This window comes from Propionivibrio sp. (assembly GCF_017995515.1).
In the GTDB taxonomy this organism is placed as follows: domain Bacteria; phylum Pseudomonadota; class Gammaproteobacteria; order Burkholderiales; family Rhodocyclaceae; genus Propionivibrio.
In genome coordinates this window covers 1-3804 of sequence record NZ_JAGOIT010000171.1, presented here as the reverse complement: position 1 = coordinate 3804, position 3804 = coordinate 1, and the positions used below count along the sequence as shown (strand labels likewise).

Sequence of the window (3804 nt, the reverse complement as noted above, 5' to 3'; positions counted from 1 at the left end):
GCCGCCTGGACAATCTCGTCTTCCGCGCCGGCTTCGCACCGACCATCCCCGCGGCCCGCCAGATGATCGGGCACGGCCATTTCATGTTGAACGGCCGTCGCGTCACGATTCCCTCGATCGCTGTACGCGACGGCGATGTTTTTGGCCCGAGCGAAAAAGGTGCCAAGCACGACCTTTTCCGTTCGGCGCAGGAAACTCCCGCGCTCGAACGGCCGGAATGGATTCGCGTCGAGACGAGCAACGATTCGGCCAGCGCGACCTTGCTGCGTGCCCCGGAATCAGCGCCATTCCCGATCGATCTGCAGCGCGTGGTCGAGTACTACGCGATCCGCAACTAAGCCCGCAACGTAACCCGAGACGAGGCCCTGCCATGAAATATCCGTACGTCGCCAGTACGCTCATGGCCGCCTCGATTCTCGGGCTCGCATTGCTCTTTCTTGTTTGAGAAAAAGAAAAAAGTAGTAAAGACCATTGCAAGCCACACTGAGAATCGTTATCATTCGCAACATTGAGCAAACGACGAAATCAGCTGCAATCAAGACAGGATCAACAGAACGTGAAAGCCGTACAACTCGTCGAGAAAGCAAGAGCACAGGGCAGCGTCCTGGCCAAGTTTAACGACCTATATCAGGAAGCCTTCGCGCATGACGGCTTCGCGGAAATCCGCGTTGAGATGCGTATCCTGCGCCGCGGGCAGAAGGAAGTGATCCTGCACTGCGGCAAGCAATACCGGTTTGTCGTCGATTGCCCGGTCATGGCGACCGACGACGGCGAGCCGCGCGTCGAACGACGCAAGCGGCAGGAGTCGATCAATTTCCCCGACCGGCGCAAGCGCAGTCGGGGATAACAAAGACAAGCAGTGCGCCCCGGACGGGATTTTCCGGGGAGGCGTTTTACAGGCTGGCGACGTGGGGTCGCGGCGAATCTATCCGGAGTCTTCCGGAACTTTCGTTAAAACCTGGTGCAGGAGTTCCTGGGGAAGGAATCCGAGCCAACTCTCAAGGAACCACACACATGTTGTCCAAACTCATGGCTATGACCAAGGCCGAACTCAAGTCCAAGATCCAGTCCATCGACGTTTCCGCAGTCAAGGGCCGCCACCTGCGTCGCAAGTTTGAAACCATCCGCAGCAAGAAGGAAGGCGGTTTCACCCTCCTCGAACTGCTCGTCGTCGTCGCCATCCTGGCCGCGATCGCTGGCACCGCCACCGTCATGCTGCAGGATACCGACCGCAAGGCTTCGGCCGGCGCGCACGTGGCGATGATGGATCAGCTGTCGAAGGCGATTAATGAGTATCGCACGATGAACAACGCCTACCCGGACAATTGGGATTCGCTGTTCCAGTCGGCTACGGGCACGCTCGCTACCGCTTCGCCGCTATCCATTCTGTCGGAAGACCTTGCAGGCACCATTAGCGATGCGACCGCAGACAACCCAACGTTTACCGGTGGTTCGATCGCCGCCCAGACATTGACGACCGCTGAATTCGGGGCGCTCCGCGATGCCGGTATTACCCAGGTTCGCGTATTGAACACTGCCGCTGTCGGCGACGGCTACACCTGCTCGGCCAGTCATGATGGCCTGCAAGCCGTCATCAACAACAAGGACAACAGTGTCACGGCGCAGAACATCTTCCGTCCGACGGCTGCCAACGGTTGTGGCGGCGCGACATCGGCGACCTTGGCTGATGGTAGCCCGGTGATGGTCTGGGCGGCTGATGGCAACAAGCGTGTTAACGCCTACAACACGGGTGATACGCCCGTGGGGGCGACAGCAGCTCTTCTCGTCGACGACCGCTTGGTCGCGTTCGGTGTTGGATCGGATTCCTCGCTCTTCGATCCGACCAAGTACGGTGCGCTTTCCAACTCGCCAATCTACCGCCACGTCGAACCGGACGAGTACAACCGATTCGTCGTCCTGTTCAAAGTCAGTGGCCACGGCATCCAGGGCGGCAAGGCTGTCTTCCAGGCCATCGTCGACGGTGCCGGCGACACCAAGGACGAAGAACTGGGCGAGCTCGACAACGTCCGCAACACCTAACCGGATTATCTGAGTTGGTGATCGCCGGGGGCCGCTATTCCCCCGGCTTTGCGATGCGGGGCGAGCCACTGGGCCCGCCCCGCCTTGCTTGACGCTCCGGGCGATGCATATCGCATGGAAACGGAGCTGCTTTGCCCACAACGTTCTACCCGCCAGGTTTCAGCGATGACTAACGCAGCACGCTTCACCCGCGCCGTCGAAGGCTTCTTTGTTCGGTGGCGTCCCTATCTCGGCTATCTGCACTTTGCCTTTTTCATCTACTTCCTGATCCTGATGTTCCTGCCGCTCTTTACCGACGAAGCGGTAATGGGCGACACGCCGTTCTCGAACTTCGCGCTCTTCTCGAACTACATCATGTGGGGACTGTGGTTCCCGCTGGTGCTACTCTCGGTCGTCTTCACTGGACGCAGCTGGTGCGGCTTGCTGTGCCCGATGGGCGCCGCCTCGGAATGGGCCAGCGCGCGCGGCCTCAAGCGCTCGACGCCATGGTGGCTGCGTTCGGAATGGACGCCACACGTGAGTTTTCTGATCATCACCGTACTCGGGCAGACGATCGGCGTACGCGAGCACCCGGAGGGTCTAGCCATCGTCTTCGGCACGACGCTCGGCTGCGCCATCCTCTTCGGTTTCCTCTACGGCAACAGCGCGCTGCACCACGGCAAGCGCGCCTGGTGCCGCCATACCTGCCCGATCGGCCTGCTGCTCGGTCTCTTCTCGCGCATGGGCATCGTGCAATTCACCCCGAAGCGCAAGGTGATCAACATCGCCCGCTACACCGAGCGCGGCGTCTGCCCGACGATGATCAACATCAACGGCAAAGACGAATCACGCCACTGCATCGAGTGCTTCAAGTGCGTCTATCCCGACAAGCCGACCGCCGGCCTGACGCTGGAATTCCGCAAGCCCGGCATCGAGATCGAAAAGATCCGCCAGCACAACCCGAACATCATGGAAGTGATGTTCTTCTTCATCGGTATCGGCACAGCGCTGGGCGGTTTCCTCTGGCTGTTCCTCGAGCAATACCAGGTGATGCGCCAGGTCTTTGGCGAGACGATGCTGTCCTGGGGCTGGACGTGGATCGGCGAACCCGCCCCCGGCTGGCTGGTCAGCGCGCACCCGCAGCGCGGCGAGGTGTTCAACTGGCTCGACTTCATCTGCATCTGGACCTACATGGTCGGCTGGGCGCTCGGCACCTGCGTCGTCCTCTCGCTCACCACGCTGGCTTCGGCCTTCCTCGCCGGCGAAGCCAGGGCCGACGGCACGCTTTACTCGCGTTACCTCGAACTCGGCTACCAGTACGCGCCGGTCTGCCTCGTCTCGCTGGTCATCGGGCTGGGTTCCAAGCTCTTCCCGCCCTTCGATTTCTTCGGCCCGAACGCGCCGGACATCGCCAAGGAGGTGCTGTTCTCGATCGGCTTCGTGTGGAGCATCTGGCTCGGCTGGAAGCTGCTCGCCGAGCAGGGGCTGCCGCCGGCCAAGCGCCTGCTGCCGCTCTTCCCCGGTGTACTCGGCAGCGTCATCGCCGGCATCTCGTGGTGGGTCGCCATCTTCGGCCCGCTCGTCATTGAATAGTCTTCAGGAGTCGTCCGTGTTCGCTCGTTTCAGCCGCACCGCCGTTTGCACCCTTGGCATTCTTGCCTTCGGCGCGCACTTCTCTCCCAGCCCGGCCGAGGCCGCCGAGTTCAAGCTCGCCAACAAGCCGGGCGAGCGCATCGTGCGCCAGCAGATGACGATCGAAGGCAGCTACATGCAGCCGATCGAACT

4 protein-coding genes are annotated in these 3804 nt (G+C 61.2%); all 4 read left to right on the top strand.

What is annotated here, in order from left to right:
* The coding region (locus KBA32_RS17200; RefSeq protein ID WP_367113794.1) for a S4 domain-containing protein at positions 1 to 338 on the top strand (338 nt) is incomplete at its 5' end.
* A 218-nt stretch (positions 339 to 556) separates the two neighbouring features.
* On the top strand, positions 557 to 847 hold the full coding sequence (locus tag KBA32_RS16660) for a hypothetical protein (protein ID WP_294361371.1): 291 nt from the start codon (positions 557 to 559) through the stop codon (positions 845 to 847).
* Between the two features lie 167 nt (positions 848 to 1014).
* The gene (locus KBA32_RS16655; protein ID WP_294361370.1) at positions 1015 to 2040 is read left to right on the top strand and encodes a type II secretion system protein; all 1026 of its coding nucleotides are present in this window, start codon (positions 1015 to 1017) and stop codon (positions 2038 to 2040) included.
* Positions 2041 to 2205: 165 nt separating this feature from the next.
* Positions 2206 to 3612 (top strand): 4Fe-4S binding protein, encoded by a 1407-nt coding sequence (locus KBA32_RS16650; protein WP_294361368.1) that lies wholly within the window; start codon positions 2206 to 2208, stop codon positions 3610 to 3612.
* Positions 3613 to 3804 lie beyond the last annotated feature (192 nt).

Bases quoted from the DNA above. Each gene is read 5' to 3' on its own strand.
- KBA32_RS16655 (WP_294361370.1), top strand. From the start codon at position 1,015: ATGTTGTCCAAACTCATGGCTATGACCAAGGCCGAACTCAAGTCCAAG.
- KBA32_RS16650 (WP_294361368.1), top strand. From the start codon at position 2,206: ATGACTAACGCAGCACGCTTCACCCGCGCCGTCGAAGGCTTCTTTGTT.